Origin of the sequence: Sediminitomix flava (genome assembly GCF_003149185.1) — a bacterium.
Classification (GTDB): Bacteria; Bacteroidota; Bacteroidia; order Cytophagales; family Flammeovirgaceae; genus Sediminitomix; species Sediminitomix flava.
On record NZ_QGDO01000001.1, the window covers coordinates 1,792,188 to 1,810,472 of the forward strand.

At 36.0% G+C, this 18,285-nt stretch carries 18 protein-coding genes and 3 tRNA genes; 10 read left to right on the plus strand and 11 right to left on the minus strand.

Annotated features, from left to right (window positions below):
• The first annotated feature begins 12 nt into the window (after nt 1-12).
• The 3 genes from BC781_RS07060 to BC781_RS07070 all read left to right on the plus strand — a co-directional run bounded on the left by BC781_RS07060 (nt 13) and on the right by BC781_RS07070 (nt 3,916).
• Nucleotides 13-2,265, plus strand: coding sequence for an OmpA family protein (locus tag BC781_RS07060; protein ID WP_109616490.1), 2,253 nt, complete (start codon nt 13-15; stop codon nt 2,263-2,265).
• Between the two features lie 76 nt (nt 2,266-2,341).
• A complete protein-coding gene (locus tag BC781_RS07065; protein WP_109616491.1) occupies nt 2,342-2,977 on the plus strand; it encodes an HAD family hydrolase in 636 nt (211 codons plus the stop codon).
• A gap of 186 nt (nt 2,978-3,163) precedes the next feature.
• Nucleotides 3,164-3,916, plus strand: coding sequence for an SDR family NAD(P)-dependent oxidoreductase (locus tag BC781_RS07070; RefSeq protein WP_109616492.1), 753 nt, complete (start codon nt 3,164-3,166; stop codon nt 3,914-3,916).
• 54 nt (nt 3,917-3,970) lie between these two features.
• Here BC781_RS07070 and BC781_RS07075 read toward each other — a convergent pair.
• The 3 genes from BC781_RS07075 to BC781_RS07085 form a co-directional block, all read right to left on the minus strand.
• Nucleotides 3,971-4,043: transfer RNA gene (locus BC781_RS07075), tRNA-Gln, on the minus strand.
• Between the two features lie 61 nt (nt 4,044-4,104).
• Nucleotides 4,105-4,177: transfer RNA gene (locus BC781_RS07080), tRNA-Gln, on the minus strand.
• Between the two features lie 44 nt (nt 4,178-4,221).
• Nucleotides 4,222-4,294, minus strand: a tRNA-Gln gene (locus tag BC781_RS07085).
• A 269-nt stretch (nt 4,295-4,563) separates the two neighbouring features.
• On the opposite strand from BC781_RS07085, the gene BC781_RS07090 reads away from it, so the two are divergent.
• Complete coding sequence (locus BC781_RS07090; RefSeq protein ID WP_109616493.1) at nt 4,564-4,755, plus strand: hypothetical protein; 192 nt, start codon at nt 4,564-4,566, stop codon at nt 4,753-4,755.
• Here BC781_RS07090 and BC781_RS07095 read toward each other — a convergent pair.
• Nucleotides 4,752-5,288, minus strand: coding sequence for a hypothetical protein (locus BC781_RS07095; protein WP_109616494.1), 537 nt, complete (start codon nt 5,286-5,288; stop codon nt 4,752-4,754). The two genes, BC781_RS07090 and BC781_RS07095, sit on opposite strands and share 4 nt — an antisense overlap.
• 80 nt (nt 5,289-5,368) lie before the next feature.
• On the opposite strand from BC781_RS07095, the gene BC781_RS07100 reads away from it, so the two are divergent.
• The gene (locus BC781_RS07100; RefSeq protein WP_109616495.1) at nt 5,369-5,815 is read left to right on the plus strand and encodes a type I restriction enzyme HsdR N-terminal domain-containing protein; all 447 of its coding nucleotides are present in this window, start codon (nt 5,369-5,371) and stop codon (nt 5,813-5,815) included.
• Between the two features lie 5 nt (nt 5,816-5,820).
• Here the strand turns inward: BC781_RS07100 and BC781_RS07105 are convergent, their stop codons facing one another.
• Nucleotides 5,821-6,708, minus strand: a complete 888-nt coding sequence (locus tag BC781_RS07105; RefSeq protein ID WP_109616496.1) for a DMT family transporter — start codon at nt 6,706-6,708, stop codon at nt 5,821-5,823.
• 293 nt (nt 6,709-7,001) lie between these two features.
• Between BC781_RS07105 and BC781_RS07110 the strand changes: the two genes are divergently transcribed.
• From BC781_RS07110 to BC781_RS07120, 3 genes are all read left to right on the plus strand, one after another.
• On the plus strand, nt 7,002-7,223 hold the full coding sequence (locus BC781_RS07110; RefSeq protein ID WP_109616497.1) for a DUF2795 domain-containing protein: 222 nt from the start codon (nt 7,002-7,004) through the stop codon (nt 7,221-7,223).
• A gap of 346 nt (nt 7,224-7,569) precedes the next feature.
• Nucleotides 7,570-8,850 (plus strand): MFS transporter, encoded by a 1,281-nt coding sequence (locus tag BC781_RS07115; RefSeq protein WP_109616498.1) that lies wholly within the window; start codon nt 7,570-7,572, stop codon nt 8,848-8,850.
• A gap of 157 nt (nt 8,851-9,007) precedes the next feature.
• A complete protein-coding gene (locus BC781_RS07120) occupies nt 9,008-10,300 on the plus strand; it encodes a sterol desaturase family protein (RefSeq protein WP_109616499.1) in 1,293 nt (430 codons plus the stop codon).
• A gap of 45 nt (nt 10,301-10,345) precedes the next feature.
• Here the strand turns inward: BC781_RS07120 and BC781_RS07125 are convergent, their stop codons facing one another.
• A complete protein-coding gene (locus BC781_RS07125) occupies nt 10,346-10,780 on the minus strand; it encodes a DUF2141 domain-containing protein (RefSeq protein WP_109616500.1) in 435 nt (144 codons plus the stop codon).
• Nucleotides 10,781-11,142: 362 nt separating this feature from the next.
• Between BC781_RS07125 and BC781_RS07130 the strand changes: the two genes are divergently transcribed.
• Complete coding sequence (locus BC781_RS07130; protein WP_109616501.1) at nt 11,143-11,985, plus strand: helix-turn-helix domain-containing protein; 843 nt, start codon at nt 11,143-11,145, stop codon at nt 11,983-11,985.
• A 68-nt stretch (nt 11,986-12,053) separates the two neighbouring features.
• Here BC781_RS07130 and BC781_RS07135 read toward each other — a convergent pair whose 3' ends face one another.
• The gene (locus BC781_RS07135) at nt 12,054-13,454 is read right to left on the minus strand and encodes a glycoside hydrolase family 47 protein (RefSeq protein ID WP_211323675.1); all 1,401 of its coding nucleotides are present in this window, start codon (nt 13,452-13,454) and stop codon (nt 12,054-12,056) included.
• A 278-nt stretch (nt 13,455-13,732) separates the two neighbouring features.
• Nucleotides 13,733-14,305, minus strand: a complete 573-nt coding sequence (locus BC781_RS07140; protein ID WP_109616503.1) for a 50S ribosomal protein L25/general stress protein Ctc — start codon at nt 14,303-14,305, stop codon at nt 13,733-13,735.
• Nucleotides 14,306-14,616: 311 nt separating this feature from the next.
• Between BC781_RS07140 and BC781_RS07150 the strand changes: the two genes are divergently transcribed.
• Nucleotides 14,617-15,294, plus strand: a complete 678-nt coding sequence (locus tag BC781_RS07150) for an SDR family NAD(P)-dependent oxidoreductase (RefSeq protein WP_109616505.1) — start codon at nt 14,617-14,619, stop codon at nt 15,292-15,294.
• Nucleotides 15,295-15,353: 59 nt separating this feature from the next.
• Here BC781_RS07150 and rpiB read toward each other — a convergent pair whose 3' ends face one another.
• The 3 genes from rpiB to BC781_RS07165 form a co-directional block, all read right to left on the minus strand.
• Entirely contained in the window at nt 15,354-15,785 is a 432-nt protein-coding gene (gene rpiB, locus BC781_RS07155; RefSeq protein WP_109616506.1) for a ribose 5-phosphate isomerase B, read from the minus strand.
• A gap of 66 nt (nt 15,786-15,851) precedes the next feature.
• The gene (locus tag BC781_RS07160; protein WP_109616507.1) at nt 15,852-17,087 is read right to left on the minus strand and encodes a glycosyltransferase; all 1,236 of its coding nucleotides are present in this window, start codon (nt 17,085-17,087) and stop codon (nt 15,852-15,854) included.
• 392 nt (nt 17,088-17,479) lie between these two features.
• On the minus strand, nt 17,480-18,274 hold the full coding sequence (locus BC781_RS07165) for a glycosyltransferase family 2 protein (RefSeq protein WP_109616508.1): 795 nt from the start codon (nt 18,272-18,274) through the stop codon (nt 17,480-17,482).
• Nucleotides 18,275-18,285: the final 11 nt, after the last annotated feature.

Below are 18,285 nucleotides of genomic sequence, written 5' to 3' on the forward strand. Positions count from 1 at the left end.
ATTGACTTTCTTATGGTAAAATATATCTCATTTTTCCTTTCTCTTTTATTTTTCTGCTTTGCATCATTTTCTATAGATGCTCAGAGTCACAAGAAAAAGAAGAAGAAAAAACAGCATACGCACAAAAAAATAAAACACCACAAACATCTCATTGAAAGGGCTGATCACCATTACGAAATACACGAATACACAGTGGCAGCAAGATTATATGAAAAACTTCCCAAAAATGAAAAAGATGTTGCCATCCTGTATAAGTTGGCAGAATCGTATCGCTTTAGCCATAATCTCAAAAAGGCTTTCAAGTATTATGATATCATCGTAAAGAAATTCAATACAGATCATCCTGATGTTTATTTCAAACATGGTTTATTGCTAAAGTCTCAGGGGAGATACAAAGAGGCCTACGCTTCATTCAGACAATACCTTTCTTATAAGCCTTTAGATGACGACGCTAGAGATATGCTCAGATCATGTAGGGATGAAACATTAACTGAGCTTCAGAAAAACAAATACAATGTTGAAGTAAACAACATCAATATCAATTCTTCAGAGAATGACTTTAGCCCATTACCGTTCAAAGATGGTATTATCTTTTGTTCATCTAGGTTAACGAGAAAAGGCGAAGGAAAATACCTTTGGGACGGACATGCTTTTATTGATCTGTATTACGCAAAAAATGGCATTCTAAATACTTTTAAATATCCAGACAGATTAAGTGATAATGTAAATAGCAATCTTCATGAAGGTCCCGCTACTTACAATGACGATTACAATATCCTCTACTACACAGAGAACGTACCTAAACCTAGAAAACCTAATAAAGAAGCCGATGATGATCATCACACTTTCCACCTACAAATTTATACAAGCCACTACAAAGGTAAAGGCAAATGGACCGAACACGAAGCCTTTGTCCACAACTCGATAGATTATTCAACGGGGCACCCAAGCCTTAGCCCTGACGGCAAAACACTTTACTTTGTTTCTGACATTCCAGGAGGATTTGGTGAAGCCGATATCTACAAATGTGTTTGGGATGATACTGATGGTTGGTCAGCGCCAATTAATATGGGTGAAAAAATCAATACTACAGGAAAAGAGAAATTCCCCTTTATTGCCGATGAGAATACTTTATACTTTGCCTCAAACCGTCATGTAGGATTAGGCGGATTAGACATCTACAAAGCCGATCTTCTAAACGGTGAAGTCATTCGTGTAAGCAATATGGGCTACCCATTTAACTCTTCTCGAGATGATTTTGGAATATGCTTCCTTCCTTCGGAAAACGGTGAATTTTCAGGCTACTTCTCATCAAATAGAAAAGGTGGAAAAGGCGGGGATGATATTTATTCATTCCGAAAAGTAAATCGGACAGTAACAGTAGCGGTAATGGACTCTATCACCCTAGAACCGATTGAAGGGGCTAGTGTATGGATGACTCGTATGGGAGATTTCAAAGAACACTTCCCGACAGGTGTAAAAGGTGTAGCACAAATCAATGCAAGCCCTTCTGATGTAAAAGATTTCTTAGTGGAAAAAGAAGGATATAAAACCAAAAGATTCACTCCACCACCTCCTCAAAAAGATGATAGAAATATCTTATACATCATTGAAATGGCAAAAGGAAAAACCTATAAACTTGAAGGACTTGTTTATGATGCACAAACAAAAGAACCTATAGCCGTTTCTCATGTCACTCTTAGTCGTCCTAAGGTAGAAACTCCCGAAAGCACTAATACAGATGATTATGGTAAATTCAATTTTCCACTAGTAGAAGATCCTAATCTTCAAAAATTGAAGGTTACTAAAGATGGATACTTTGCAAAAGAAATGGATTTAGCTTCTTTCAAGCCAAATGCACAAGGAGTCATTCATGTAAAAATCCCATTGGAAAAACTGGAAATCAATAAGAAAATTGAGATTGAAAATATCTACTACGACTTTGACAAACATCAGATCACTAAAAAAGCGAGTAGTATTCTCGATGAACTGACCTCTATTTTAGTTGAAAACCCAAGTATAAATCTAGAATTGGGCTCTCATACAGATATCCGTGGTTCTGATGAATACAATCAGAATTTATCTCACGAAAGAGCTCAATCTGCAATTAACTACCTTACTGAAAAAGGTATTGCCAAATATAGAATCACTTACAAATATTATGGCGAGAGTCAGAATATTGTTCCTTGTCCAAAACAAGAAGATTGTACAGAAGAACAGCATCAGCTCAATAGAAGGACAGAATTCCGTATCACAAGCTTTTAATACAAGAATGGACATTGTAGCTTTGGTTCTTGAAAGACTAATTTAGATGTAAAGAAAAAGATCTTAACCTGTTGCAATGAAAGAAATAGATAATATCATTTTTGACCTTGGAGGTGTCATCCTTAATATCAATTATGAATTGACACTAGAAGCATTTGGTAAACTATCGGGAAAAGAAGTAAGCCAAATTTATACACAGCATCAGCAAACTTCTGTTTTCGATGACTATGAAACAGGAAAAACAAGTGCTGAAGAATTTAGAACTGGAGTATCTGAAGTATTGGGTTTAAATATTTCAGATCAAGAATTCGACAAAGCTTGGAATGCAATGCTTTTAGACCTCCCAACAGAAAGGTTAAGCTTAATCCAGAACCTAGCCAAAGACAAAAGAGTCTTTTTGCTTAGCAATACAAATGATATTCACATCGAAGAATTTCTTAAGATTTACGACAGAGCTACCAATGGCACATTTGGTACTTGGGAATCTCTTTTTGAAAAAGCGCACTATTCGCATATTCTGAAAGACAGAAAACCACATCCAAGTATTTTCCAAACCCTCATCGATTTGCATAATCTTGAGCCTGAAAAAACTTTATTTATCGATGATACACTCCAACACATAGAAGGAGCAAAAAAGACGGGACTCCAAACCCATCATTTAAAGAATGGAGATACGATCCTTGATCTTTTCCCTAGCTACATTGTTGACTAAAAACATTTGATTTAGCGAATTTCATGTAAAAATGGAATTCGCTTTTTTCTTCTCTTTTCATACAATTTTAATATTTCTAAAGTACTAGAAAAGTCATTGTCCCCAATTCTTAAAAGCACTCTTTTTGAAGAATACTGTTCCATAAAAAAGGAACTCTAATTCAATTATAATTCTCAATAAGAGCATATGAAAAGAATACTAATTACTGGTGCTACTTCAGGCATGGGATTGAGTGCAACAGAATTATTTTTAGAAAAGGGATGGAAAGTACTCATGACAGCTCGTAACCACCAAACAGGAGTAGGTATACTCCAAGACCTCAAAGAAAAAGGCTTTGAACATGTTTTTTTCTTTGCATCTGATGTTTCTAAACAACAAGATGTAAAAGCACTCCACGATTACGCCATGAAAGTTATGAATGGCGTAGATAGTATTATTAATAATGCAGGAGTTTGGACTGGCGGTATGCTTCACGAAACAGATGAAGATGACTGGGATCGCCTGTTCTCAGTAGATGTCAAATCGATATTTCTAACAAGTAAGTATTTTGTATCATATATGATTGAAAATGGTGGCGGAACGATTGTAAATACAGCCTCCGTATCTGGTTTGCATGGAGATTACAATATGGCTGCTTATAATGCTGCTAAAGGGGCTGTAGTAAACCTAGTGAAGGCAATGGCTCTAGATTACGGGAAATACAATATCAGAGTAAATAATGTTTGTCCTTCAGCCTGTGCTACACCTATGTTTTTAGCCAATCCAAAAGAGGTCATTGAAATGTTCAATCAAGCAAATCCACTCAAACGTATTTGCACCCCTGAAGAAGTTGCTAAAGCAATGTACTTTTTAGCAAGTGATGAATCAGGATCGTGTAATGGAATTAATCTGGAAATTTCGGGAGGGCTAAATGTTCATACAGGACAACCCGTACAATAGCGAAACTAAGATTTGATCAAATAAAAAAAGGAAGCCGATAAGCTTCCTTTTTTGTTGTCCCACTAGGGCTCGAACCTAGACTCTTCTGAACCAAAATCAGACGTGTTGCCAGTTACACCATGGGACAAATTCTCATGTATTAATTGGGAGAGGCTATTAAATCCTCTCAGCTAGTTGTATTAAAGTAGTTGTCCCACTAGGGCTCGAACCTAGACTCTTCTGAACCAAAATCAGACGTGTTGCCAGTTACACCATGGGACAGTGCATTTGAAACTTAGCTTTTCGACAACTCAAACGTTGTTGAGTTGTCCCACTAGGGCTCGAACCTAGACTCTTCTGAACCAAAATCAGACGTGTTGCCAGTTACACCATGGGACAATTTTTCGCTGTTTTTGTCTCAAATGCGGTGCAAATGTAAGGAGGATATTCTAATCTGCAAAACATACTTCAAAAAAATAACTTCAATAAAAGTTAACCCGCTGATGTTCAAGAATAAAATTTTCTCTAAAAATAATCCTACTACAAGGACTTCTTAGAATTGTCTTATCAACCTTTTACTTACTCGAGAAAACTAATTGGATGATTTATGAAACAAAATTGAAAAGTTTTATGTTCTTGACCACAGTATATTTGATTGGTGATAAAAAATGAAAAAATCTGTATTTAGCATTAAAATAGGAAAGCAAAAGAAATTCTTCGATAACACAAATAAATCGGAGTTGGCACTTTATCGTAGTCAATTTGAAAGAGCGGCACGAATAAGTGAATATTTAGAACAACGTACAGACAAAGCGCTTGTAGAAGCTCTTCGCGATAAATATTTCACTGAGCTTTCTTAAAACTTTCGGTGCAAGTAGTAATTTGTTCTTGCTATGAACTTCTTGAGTTCTGGTGTTTTTTCATCAATAAATAATGCTACTTGTCCACCTTGTAATTCTATCATGAGCTGATAACTTCCTTTATAGCCATAATAGAACAACATAATTCCTCCCAATACTAAAGACAAAGCCAAGGCTGACTTCATCACACCTGTTAGTAGTCCGATCAGTGAAAAAGCTGATAACAATCCACCAAAAATCAGTGGAAACATTATCCGTCTGAATTGTAATGTTACTTGTTTTATGTAATCTAGGTCAATTTCTCTAGAATGATGCTTCTGTTCAATTTGTAAACTCAAGTTTGTCAAACGCATCTCATCTCCTTCATTGAATACACAGCGTTCTATCGGGTTGTCAATCATTTTTACCCATTTATACCGATAGCTATAAGAATAAGCCACAAAATCATCTGTCGGATAACCCGAAGATATTTCTGAGGTATAAGAACATTTTTGTTCTTCCTTATTCTTAGTATAGTGATATTCGTAATTCATAAAATAAATTAAGCCTTCTTACAGTTTTTACAGTTTGCTGTTTTTACTTTTGTGACCTTATCAAATATACGAAAAGCAGTATGAAAAGGCTGAATCTTCCACACTATGACTATAAACTTCAAAGGAAAGATGATAAAGTTTGGATCTTAGATCAAATCAGAAAAAAATATCTAGTACTCACACCTGAAGAATGGGTACGTCAGCATTTTATAAATTTTCTGATCACAGAAGGATATCCGAAAAGCTTAATTGGTGTAGAAGGTGGCTTAAAGGTAAATCAGATGCAGAAACGCTCTGATATTTTAGTCTATGATAGAAAAGGAAAACCATTTCTACTTGTTGAATGTAAAGCACCTGAAGTAAAGCTTTCTAATAAAACTTTTGAGCAAGCAGCCGCTTACAATAGTGTTTTGAAAGCACCATTTCTAATTATCACAAACGGACTTCAACACTTTGTGTGCAAAATCAACTTTGAAAATGGTTCTTATGATTTCCTAGATGGCTTGCCTCAATTTCCTCCCAAATAAAAGCCCTAACGCTTTCTGTTAGTAAGGTACACTCCTACTACAATTCCTAAACAACCAATTAATTGTAAGGCATGTAATTGTTCTCCATCCCAAATACCCCACAACAAGGCAACTATCGGGATAAGGTAAGTAACAGTACTTGCATAAATAGCGGACTTCATCTGTACAATTCTAACAAATAGAATCCAAGCGAAGGCAGTACCTACAGCTCCTAAAATACAGATAAAGAAAAATGCTTGCCATCCATTAGGATGAGAAGTCAAGCGTTCGCTGAAATCTGTAAAAAGTAAATATCCCCAAGCCAAAGGGCTTAAACACGTCAGAATCCAAGTTACTGTTGAAAGTGTTGGGAGACCTGCTAAATACTTCATAGTAATATTCGCATTGATCCCATAACAAAAAGTAGCGAGCACAATAAGGAAAGCCCAATAATTCAGACTCCCAAATTCACCATCACTATTTACTAAAATGATAAAAACAGTTCCGAAAAAGCCTAAGAACAGACCTCCAATTTTTTCTTTTTGAAACTGCTCTTTGAAAAGTAGTGTTCCTACTAAAAATGTAAAAAGAGGTGTAAGAGCGTTTAAAATTCCTGTTACGGAACTAGAAAGGTGAAGAAGTGCTACACCAAATATTGTGAATGGAATAATGGTACCCATTAAGGCCGACAGCCCCAAATACTTCCATGAAGTTCTCGGAATTTGACGAAAAGCTGAGATTGAAAAGGGTAACATACAAATTCCTGCGGTACCAATACGACACATCGCAAGTTGTAATGGAGTAAAAACATCAAGACTTTTCTTGATCAAGATAAAAGAACTCCCCCAAATGAGCGTAAGTAAAATGATAAAGAATACAGGTAAATTGAGTCTGTTGGTTAGAATTCTGTACATATTTTATTCAAATTTAAAGCTTTTTACGTATATTCTCTTCCGTTAAAAGAATGGTCGTTAGAAGGCTTTGGTTTAGGCACGTTCTTTGTTAAAGCTGAAAATTAAGATTTACAAGTAAAAAAATCATTATATTTTTTTTATTGTAGAGGAATTTTCAGAATAAATAATAATTTCGCAGTGCTCTTTTAAAACAAACTTATCGGAGTGGCTTGCGTAAGCTTAACTAGATATTGTTCTGGAAGGTATTTTGTGAGCGTAAATTTAATTTTTGACAAGCATAACTGAAAAGTAATATGTACTGGACTCTTGAATTAGCTTCATATTTAGAAGACGCCCCTTGGCCAGCAACTAAAGAGGAGCTTATCGACTTCTCTATCCGTACAGGGGCTCCATTGGAGGTTGTAGAGAACCTTCAAGAACTTGAGGATGACGGTCAACCTTACGAGAACATCGAAGAAATTTGGCCTGATTACCCTACAAAAGATGACTTCTTCTTCAATGAAGACGAATACTAGGGGTTTCTTACACCGCATACAAAACACAGTTTCAAATAGCGTTGATACTGTGTTTTTTTATACACTATTTCCTAATACCTCAAAAGAAATATTTTTAACCTTTTCACATTCACAATATTTAAGTACTCCCTTTTATCTCTAACTTTCATACCTAGTTTGTCCTTCAAAACATCCCGTTAATAGATGTTTTGCAAATAAATTCAAACATTGCGATTCGTCATCATTTTGGCTATTGATAAAGATTTACATTGCAGTCATAAGTGACATAATGACACTTTTTTAAGTAAATCTGTTTTTAATAACTAGACCTCCGCCATGAGGTTGCGTCATTTTAATAACCATGATCATGACTGAACAATCAGCAAAACAAACACAAAATCAGTATGCTGTACCATTTGCCATAATGGTATTCTTATTTTTCTTAGTAGGTTTTCTTACTGTGGTAAATCAGCAGTTTCAAGCACCTCTTAAAGAGGTTTTTGATCTGTCGAACACTCAATCTACTTTATTGACATTCACCTTTTTTGCTGCATATCCTATCATGGGTATTCCTGCAGGAAAGTTGGTTGAAAAACTAGGTTACAAAGGTACTCTTTTAGTTTCCCTTGTTATTGTAACCATATCATTCGCCTTATTCTATACTGCAGCTGAATTTACATCATTTACCATATTCCTAATCGGTTCTTTTGTACTTGGTGCAGGAATGACGGTACTCCAAACTGTAGTTAACCCTTACATTATTGCCTGTGGCCCTGAAGAAACTGCATCTTTCCGTATGAACCTTGGAGGAGGTATGAACTCTTTAGGTACGGTATTAGGACCTCTTTTTGTATCTCAAGTAGTATTTGGTGGTACTGGAGACATCCAAGTTTCTGATGTAAAAATCCCTTACTTGGTATTGATTGCCACGGTAATCATTCTTACACTAATTCTTAAGACAGTAAACTTACCACACATTCCTGGTACTACTAAAGAAGAAGGTTCTGAAGGTTCTGCTACTCAATATCCTCACCTAATTTTAGGGGTTGTAGGTATCTTCTGTTACGTAGGAGCTGAGGTTGCCGTAGGAGCCAACATCAACCTTTTCTTGGAACAAGATTTTGGTTATGCTAAAAGTGTTGCTGCTTCGTTTGCCTCTCTTTATTGGTTAGGTTTAATGATCGGAAGGCTTTCGGCTGCTGGTTTATTAAAAAATATCGGAGCAAAAGGTCAATTAACTGGAGCTGCAACCGGTGCTTTAGCTCTAATTGTAGGTACGGTAATCCTTTCTTACTATCCTGACTTGTCATTCAATTTGGACCTTGAGATTGGACTATTGGGTATTTCGATTCACCAAGCAATCTCTGTGTCATGTATTACACTAATTCTAATGGGACTTTTCCACTCAGTAATGTGGCCTTGTATCTTTACTCTTGCTGTTAAAGATTTAGGACCTCACACAAGTCAAGGTTCAGGACTTCTGATGCTTGGTGTTGCTGGTGGTGCCGTGATTCCATTTGTACAAGGTATTTTAGCCGACGTTCTTGGCGATTGGCAATTGACATGGGGACTTGTTATTGCATGTGAACTATTCATTTTGTTCTATGCACTGAAAGGATCTCAAGTAATTCTTCCAAAGAAAAAATAATATAAGCCAAACATATTAGATTGATTGAAGGGTAAGTCTGAAAAGGCTTGCCCTTTTTTTAGCCCTAAACAAATAACCGTACTTTAAACGTTTATATTTTTTCATATATTAGAAGCTACACAAAAAACGACTTCATTTTTTTAATGTCATTCTACACATGGAAACATACGCAAAAACCTTACTCTATGCGATACCTGGCTTTGTCATATTATTATTAATAGAGTTTGTTTACGGCTATTTCAAGGGTAAACAAACCTACAGAGCTATGGATACTATTGCGGGTCTTAGTGCCGGTATTAGTAACATTATTAAAAGTACATTAGGGCTTACAATCATGATCGTATCTTATGATTGGGTAGCTGAAAGAATCTCAATATTTCAAATTGAGGACACGCTAACGGTTTATATTATTGGATTCATCTGTATCGATTTTGCAGGATATTGGGCACACAGGCTTAATCATACGATTAACTACTTTTGGAATATACACCTAGTGCACCACAGTAGTGAAGAATTTAACCTTGCTTGTGCGCTTCGTCAGACCATTTCCAATATTTTCGGTTACTACGGATTATTTCTAATTCCTGCGGCTCTTCTAGGAGTACCAGCAACCGTTATCGCTATTATTTCACCAATTCATCTTTTCCTTCAGTTTTGGTATCACACCAAGCATATACCTAAATTGGGTTGGTTGGAATACATCATCATTACTCCTTCACAACACCGAGTTCATCATGCAATTAATAAAGAATACCTTGATAAAAACCTTGGTCAAATCTTTTGTCTGTGGGATAGAATCTTTGGAACCTTCCAAGAAGAACTAGATGATGTTCCTCCTGTTTACGGCATCACGAGACCAGTGAATACATGGAATCCTTTTAAAATCAACTTTTCTCATCTTTGGATTCTGATCAAAGATGCTTGGCATACAAATAATTATTGGGATAAACTGAGAATTTGGTTTATGCCTTTGGGCTGGCGCCCTTCCGACGTGATAGAAAAATTTCCTATTCCATATATTGAAGATCCTTATAACTTCGAAAAATACGAACCTCAATTGTCAAAAGGACTCAGTCTTTGGTCTTGGGTACAATTTATCACTACACTTGTTCTGATGCTCTTTATGTTTGGCACTTTTGCTGAAATAGGATTTCCACAACTTTTCGTTTACGGAACATTCCTTTTCATTTCCATCTATGGTTATACCGCTATGATGGATAAAGATATTTCAGGAAACGTGGTAGAAATCTTAAGAGGTGTATCTGGAATAAGCTACATCACTCTTTTTGAGGGTTGGTTTACTTTGGATAATTATGTAGCCTTTGGTTCAGAAATCATGTTAGCCTACTTTGCTTTGAGTATTTTTATGGCTATTTATTTTTGGAAAGAAATCATTTATACTACTCCTCAAAAGAAGGATAAAATCGATCAATTGACTCCTCAAGTATAAAAAATAATAAAGTCCTGTTACTGAAACGTAGCAGGACTTTTTTTATTAAAAGACTTTATCGACCACTATATTTAGTTCTTTACTTTCAGCTTCTTCTAAACTGATTTTTGCCATTTCATATTCTGGCCTTCCTATTTTAGGATAGTTACTTATTCCTATCGATTCTTTGGGTATTCCTATCCAGTTGGTATCTGCAAGTCCATTCTCATTCTCATCATGAACTACGATGATCGCATAATTACCTTGTGGCAAACCATCAAAGTAGAAATAATGTTCTGCTCCTTTCAACTCCTCTTTTGCTTTACGAAAAGCTTTTTCATGATCTCCAGGGAAACCATCTTCACCCTTAAATAATAAAATCAGAACATCTCCTTTCACACGTTCGTAACCTGTGGTCTTCACAGTTAGTTTACCTTCGGTAGATTGCCCTTTTGCTATAAAAGGAAGTAAGAAAGTAAGTACAAAAAGAAATCTATACATGGTTCTTATCTAAGTTGTTTATTCTCTATAATGACCACTTTGAAGTCAGAAAGTTTAAACAATATAGAAATACAGCTTCTTTTATATCTTTCGATTCCATGCTAAGAATTACATTTATCATAAAATCACAAAAAACATCGAGAATACTTTCAATAACCTCATGATCGTCTATCAACTGTTTTTTCCTAATCTTTAAAAAAATCAAAAAGAGCTTTATTACAAGGAATTAAGGCTTCTGAAATTGATTCTTTTCATAAAATTGAAAGTGATACCTACTGAATAAAAATCACTACAAATGTGAATGAATTTCTGAATCATTTATTCAATTCCGACCTTATTCCTTGATTTGAAAAATTGGATCGATGGATGCTATCAAAACCTTATGCTTAAAGACTTTCTTAGATGAATCTGAAGATGGATTTCATTTGGCTCGTACAAATCTCGAAAATGAGGAAGACTTGTATATGCACACCCATCATGATTTTTCAGAATTCTTTGTGATCACATCGGGAGAAGGAATTCACTCGATCAATGGCGATGAAGTGCTGATCTATGAAGGAAGTTTTTGTTTTATCAGAGCATCAGACACGCATTGTTTTATTCCCGATGCAAAGAAAGGATTAGTGATCACCAATCTTGCAATCTCAAATAAGACAATCCGTCATTATGAAGAGCGATATTTTGCTTCTCAGAAAAAATATTGGACAGAAGATACCGCCCAACCTTACTTTGGTGTGTTAAGTACTCCCGACTTAAATGAAATTGTATCCCGATTCGATATTCTTTTTGATAAACCTAAAAATGCCATCAACCTAGACTTGTTCATTCTTCATTTGTTTGATGTACTCAACAAAACGGTTCCTTCTGACCAAGGAATCCCTTTTTGGTTGAGCAATGCCATTGAGCAATTCAGAAAACCAAAAAATTTAAAGCTAGGCAAAACTAAGTTCTTAGAGCTTTGCGAACGCTCATCTGACCATGTAAATCGGGTGCTTCAGAAATACTTTAACAAAACACTCACGGAGGTAATTAATGCTGAAAGACTCTCTTTTACAGCAAAACAACTCACGATGACCAACGCTCCACTCAAGGTTATTTATACAAATGCAGGTTATAGCAATCACAGTTATTTCTTCCGAATATTCAAGAAAAAATACGGGCTTACTCCTTTAGAATATCGCTCAAAGAATCATAAGATTTTCTAAAGAAAAAAGCACCTGTTAGCTCAGCCAACAGATGCTCATTTATGATTTGATAATTGCTTATTTTCAGTCTATTTCAAGCCTACTTTATTTCCTTTCCAGCCTTCATCCCAAGTATTTTTGAATGGGTGAGCTTCAGTATTTAAGACATACTTTTCAAAGTCAAATACTTCTTCTGGCGCAAAGAACAAGTAACAGTATTTCATGGTTTCAGCAAAGAAGAAACTCTCTAGTGTATCCCACTTTTCTTTGGTTGTGACATCGCTAAGTTGTACGTAACCATTTTCTACCTGACAGTATTTCTCAATGCTTTCAAACATATGTTTTCCTTGCTCATAATATTGGTCATCGCCTGTTGCTTTCCAAGTATAATACGTTGACTCGATAGCTTCCGGACGGATCATGTAATACTTACTATCCTCAAATGGCTGCATTGTTTCATAGTCAATTGCTTCTGGCTCGATATCGTAAAGGTTCCACATTTTGTAGATAGAAGCTTGCAGTTTTTCAGCTCTCTCCGTATCTCCATCCAACACATAACATAGGTTCCAGAAGCAGTCCAAAGCTCCGAATCTGCTTAAGATACGTTCGCCAGTATTCATATCAGCCCAACCAATCCAGTATCCGTTCTCGGTTTCTTCTGCCAAGTGCGTATCAACTGCTTTGCGAGATACATCCCACATTTCCTTCAAGTCTTCGTCACCAAATAGCAAATAACCTTTCAACAAGTATTCGTAGTAAGCATCAATTCCGCCAGAAATATGTGCGCGAGTATCCTGCCACTCTCCTGTATCACAGTTGATCCAAGACCCCAAAAGTCCTGTTTTTCCTCTACGCTCATACATGGCCACAACGCCTCTTTTACAAAGTTCATAATACTTCGGGTCTCCCGTAAGTTTACTCAACATTCCATACTCCAAAAGCATAGAACCAACCTCACAAGGGTTTGTACCATTTCCGCTTATTTCACCAGTTCTAAGGTTTACCAAACGGTAAGGGATTCCGGTTGGTGTATCAAACACAGGAATCATTCGATCTCCAAGGTCTTTTGCCAATTCTAAGAATCTTGGATCACCATCTAGTTGATAAGAAGAAAGCAAGCCTCCAAGCAGACGAATCGCTATTTCGAACTGTTGTACTTCAAAATCTTTATCGAAATCTAGCTTTGAGAAAATCAGTTCTTTATTTTCTGTCATTTCCTCTTCCAAGCCCATTAAATACATTGTACTAAAGGCATCGACTGGCGTCATCAGCAACGACTCTGCATACCAATTGTGATTTCCTTTTTTGATTGGGTTAACCGCATCTTCTCCCCATGCATAATCTTTATAGGCTGTCCATCCTTTTTTGAATGCAGTTTTTACTCTTTCCTGATAAATTTCTTTTTCCTTATCCGCTTTATTTTGTGCTTTACATGATATTAAGTTTCCTAAAAGGAATAACATCATCAATGTGCTTATCGCTGGTTTCATCTGTTTATTGTTTATTGTACACTAATCATTTCCACATCACAAAGATAGAATTGGGTTTTCCTTGGATCAATTCAGAATTGTACTCTAAAAAACAGAAATAGTGTACTAAAACGACATTTTGAGATTTTCTAAAAAATAGAATTTTCTCATTTGGATTTTATTAAAAAATATTGGAAAATAAATGTATTGAAAGCTGGTTTTGGGAAATATTTAGGCAATAAAAAAGCCGAACCCTAAGGCTCGGCTTTTTAATATCTTCAAACCAAAAAAGAGTAAGATTACTCTCCTTTTGATTGAGCAGATTTCAACGCTCTTGGGATAGCGATTGAAGCTACTGTTACTGAAGAGTTATAAAGGATTTCGTAATCTTTCGCTTCGATATCACCGATACGAACTGATTTACCCAATTCCAAACCTTCAATAGAAACCTCAACGTTCTCAGGCATGTTCGCTGGTAAAGCTTTAACTTTGATTTTTCTAAGTTTAGAAACCAATTTACCACCGACCATAAGACCAGGTGAAGAACCTACGAATTTCACAGGAACTTCCATTTTCACAGCTTTGTCATCTTTCAATTCCAAGAAGTCAGCGTGCAACAACACGTCTGATACTGGGTGGAATTGTACGTCTTGAAGAACAGCTTTCTTGATAGTTCCTTCAATGTTCAACTCTACGAAACATACTTCTGGAGTATAAACGATGTCACGGAACAAAATCATTGGTGCAGCAAAGTGGATTGTTTCCTCTCCTCCGTACAATACACATGGAGCAAGACCTTCAAGTCTCAATCTTTTAGCGTATGATTTTCCTAGGTCCTCTCTTTTGAAACCTACTACTTCTACAGTTTTCATTTCTCTAATTAATTAGAAAGATATAACATGTTTTTAATTATGGTACTTGGTCATTTCTGACCCCATCCCAGACATGTATCTTTGGATAGTCTACGGTCTCCCCCGCGGAGGATGTCGTAAAAAGCGTCGGCAAATATCGGAAATTTTTCTCCAAATCCCAATATTATTTTCAGTACAAACTGTAAATCAATGTAAAGCAAGATGAATCCAAATAAGTTTATTTCCTCCTTCACCTCAAAAACCTGTATTTTTAGCTGTACAGTTTGTAACTTCTTTCAAGAAATTCTCTTAAATGACCATTTAAAATAAACATGCAAAAAATAGCTGTTATCACAGGAGCTAATAGAGGTATTGGCAAACAAATATGTCTCGAATTAGCTCAACAAGGGTTTAAAGTATTTGCAGGAATGCGAAAACTTGAAAACTCGCCCCAAGAATTCAATGATTTAGATATTACTCCTTCTCTACTAGATGTAACCGACGTGGCAAGTGTAGATGCTTTTGCTACAGAACTAGGTAAACAAGCAAGTCACATCGATGTTCTGATCAACAATGCCGGAGTAATGGGTACAAAAGCTCTGGCTGATTTTGATTTGGAAGAAATCAGATGGGTTATGGAAACTAACTTTTTCGGACCTATTCAAATGACTAAGGCAATGATTCCATTTCTTAAAAAAAGTAGTGATGCAAGAATTATCAATATTTCAAGCGAAATGGGAGCTTTCGGTTCCCTGCCGATAGGAGGTTATGGAGCATACCGTATGTCCAAAACTTCACTCAATAGTTTTACAGCAATTCTCTCTTCTGAATTGGAAAAACACAATATCAAAGTAAATTCAATGTGCCCGACTTGGGTCAAGACTGGGATGGGTGGAGATGCTGCCCCTGGAAGTGTTGAAGAAGGTGCTGATACGGCTATTTGGCTTGCGACTGCTAGTGCAATCCCAAACGGGAAGTTCTTACAGAAACGTTCTGAAATAAACTGGTAAACTAAAAAATCCCTAACAGAATGATCTGTTAGGGATTTAATCACAACTTATGAAGTTGCTTATTTACAAGCGATTTTATTCACTCTGTTTTCATGTCTTCCACCTTCAAATTCTGTAGAAACGAAGATGTCTACCAATGAAACTGCGTATTCTACTGCAATAAATCTTGCAGGAAGCGCAATTACGTTTGCATTGTTGTGCTGACGAGTAAGTGCGGCTACTTCAGAGTTCCAGCAAAGACCAGCTCTGATTCCTTGGTGCTTGTTTGCTACCATAGAAACACCTTCACCACTACCACAGATTATAACTCCCAATTCGTTGTCACCTGCTTCAATACTATCAGCTAGTGGGTGCACATAATCAGGATAATCACAAGATTCTTCACTGTAAGGACCAAAATCTTTCACTTCATGTCCTTGTGCTTCCAAATGTGCTTTAATCACTTCTTTATAGGCATAACCTGCGTGATCGCCTCCGATTGCAATTTTCATAATTTATATCAAAATGTTATGATTCTACTGCAAATATCGGAAGCCCTTCAGAGAAAGAAAAGAATTCTATTGAGAAGCTGTCGTTTCTTTTACCTTATCCACAAATAATTCACTTAAAAGCACTTCCACGTGATCTTGCACAACTCTTCTTTCCATGTAATTCTCTACTACTCGTTGTGCATTTTTCCCAATTTGAGTTCTGAACTCTCGATCAGCCAGTGCTTTTGTCACTTTTTCTTTGATGACAGCTGTATCATTACTTTGATTCAGATAAAAAACTTCCTTTTCATCTGTAAACCAGTTTCTCACCTCTGTACTATCTTGACACAACACAGGACGTCCTGTGGCTAAAAGCTTGAGTAGTCCAGATGAAATTCCTGAACGATACATATCTTCGGTACGAGAGGTAATCAGTAAATCTGACTTTGAAAAATAGTGCTTCAGCTCTGAAAGATTCACATTATTAACCACCTCAACTTGTCTGTTCACACCTCTTGAGTGAGCCTCATTTAAAAACCATTCCTCCGTTTCTTTTGATTGATTTGATTGTGTGATTGCTGAAAAACGAATTTTCTGTCCTTCTGCATTCAATTCAGTCAAAACTTCAAGGATATTATTCAAGAAATTCCGATCATTTAATTCTCCCAAGAAAGTAAGAATTGGAATTTCATTATAGTTAAGAATATTAGAACAATCCCATTTGCGTACCTCAATAGATCGAGGTAATAAAGTGATAGGAACTTTCCCTTGAGTAAGAATACTATACTTGCCTCTCAAATAATAAGATGTTACGACAATCTGATCAGCCTTTTTTGCCAATTTTTTATCCGTCAACTGATCATCTGTATATTTCAAATGTTCATGTAGGCCTTTCCCTTTTGTTCTCTCTTCTACATAAGACTGCACTGTTTTCACCTTCAACTTGGTTGCCAAACGCGTAAGCGGATACATCAAGTGCGCTGCCGATTGGTTTATCCAAAGTAAATCAATTGGTTTTTCTGCATGAAGTTCTTTGATACGCTTTATAAGCTGCCTTACAGCCCCAAGTTTATTCGTATAAAAAGAAAATCCACTTGGTCTTTCCTCAGGTCCTGTAACCAATTCGACTGGTACACCAAAAAACGTAGAATGCTTATCAGCCAACTGGCTTGGTATTTTTTTGGTATTTGAATGTTCCAATAAAGCTTGAACATCATGTCCGACTTCCTTTAATCTTGCAGAAAGATTTCGAAATCGTTCTAAATAGTTAGTTCCTTCAGCTAAGTCTGTTGAGGTAATGAAAACAATATTGAGATTTTTCATAAAAAATATGACGGCTTATGTATTGAGTAGAGAAAGATGCTATTTCACTTTTGTGTTGAGAGTAGTAAGGTAAAAATAGTGGAAATAGTATGCTCTACACCCTAGTTGGTAATAGTCCTACAGTACTTTATGTGTTGTATAGTTTCTAGCTACTTACTCAAATCTTAAATCACTTTAATCTTCTTGTAAATATTTGTGCAGAAATATAAGAAAATCACAAATTTATCTCTATTTAAAGAGGTGTAAATCTGATGGATTAAGTCAAAAAATGCAAAATATATCAGTTTTATTCTTGATTTAATACCATAACAATGTGTGAAATAGTACATAAAAAAAGTCTTCAAACCTTAAGCTTGAAGACTTTCTTAAATATCACTTTTTACAGATCTATTTTATCGAGTATTTTTTCCTGCTATCAAATTTTTTAGTTTCATCAAGTATTCAAATGCAGAAGGTGGCAACTTCTTTCGGATAGCTGTAACCTTCTTTTCATAGCTAATCAATTTCTTATAATGCTCATCTACTTCAGATCTGTCATCTCTTTCTTTCACAATAGCCCAAGTCTCTTCCTTAGCTTGAACAGCCTGAATATCAGAAAGACCACCTGACCTAAAACAAGCTATATGGATAGGAATATGATGAAACTTTACCCCATCTTTCCATCGGTTATAGATAAAATGGAAATCAGCACAACGTTTCCATCTCTTCCCTTCAAAAGGATGGTCTAAGAGTAATTGTGTTTTGGTAAAAAGCGCTTGGTGACTAAAGATCATTCCTTTCCATAAATCCTCTACGGGTAATGCTTTTTTCACTTTTGTGAGTTTATCATAAACCACTTCATGATCTCCGTAAACCAAACCAAAACCACTCATATCTTGGCTAAATATTTTTTCAACGGCATCATCTGCTGCAAACCAATCTCCAGCGTTCATAAAAAGAATCCAATCACCAGTTGCCATTTTCACTCCTTTGTTCATGGCATCATAAATCCCTTCATCTTTTTCACTGACCCAAGTATCAATTTTATCGCTGTATTTCTGAATGATATCAACGGTTCCATCATTTGAGGCTCCATCGATCACCAAATACTCAATATTCTGATAAGTCTGTGCTAAAACACTCTTTATGGTTGTTTCTATTTCTTCTCGACAATTGAACGAGATTGTGATGATTGTGACCTTTTGCATAGTAGCAAATT